At 67.5% G+C, this 292-nt stretch carries 1 pseudogene; it reads left to right on the top strand.

The window, feature by feature from the left end:
* A pseudogene (locus tag D3A59_RS04190) lies at positions 1 to 292 on the top strand (hypothetical protein); the annotation flags it as partial.

Below are 292 nucleotides of genomic sequence, written 5' to 3' on the forward strand. Positions count from 1 at the left end.
GATGCGCTTCCCGTCGCCACCTGGTACGACTACTTTTTCAGCGTCCCGGAGGCTCGCACCGACCTGACGCTGACCGACCTGCCGCCGCTGTACGGGGTCGAGCTGACGATCAGCATCACCGGCGCGCCCGCGTGCGGCCTGGCGGTTGTTGGCGAGGTGAGCGACCTGGGCGACACCGAGGCCGGCGTGCAGCTCGGGATCATCGACTACAGCCAGAAGAACACCGACAGCTACGGCCGCACGTCCATCGTGAAGCGGCGCTTCGCCAAGCGCATGACTGCGCGCTGCGTGT

It is taken from the genome of Caldimonas tepidiphila, assembly GCF_003569765.1.
GTDB classification, from domain to species: Bacteria; Pseudomonadota; Gammaproteobacteria; order Burkholderiales; family Burkholderiaceae_C; genus Caldimonas; species Caldimonas tepidiphila.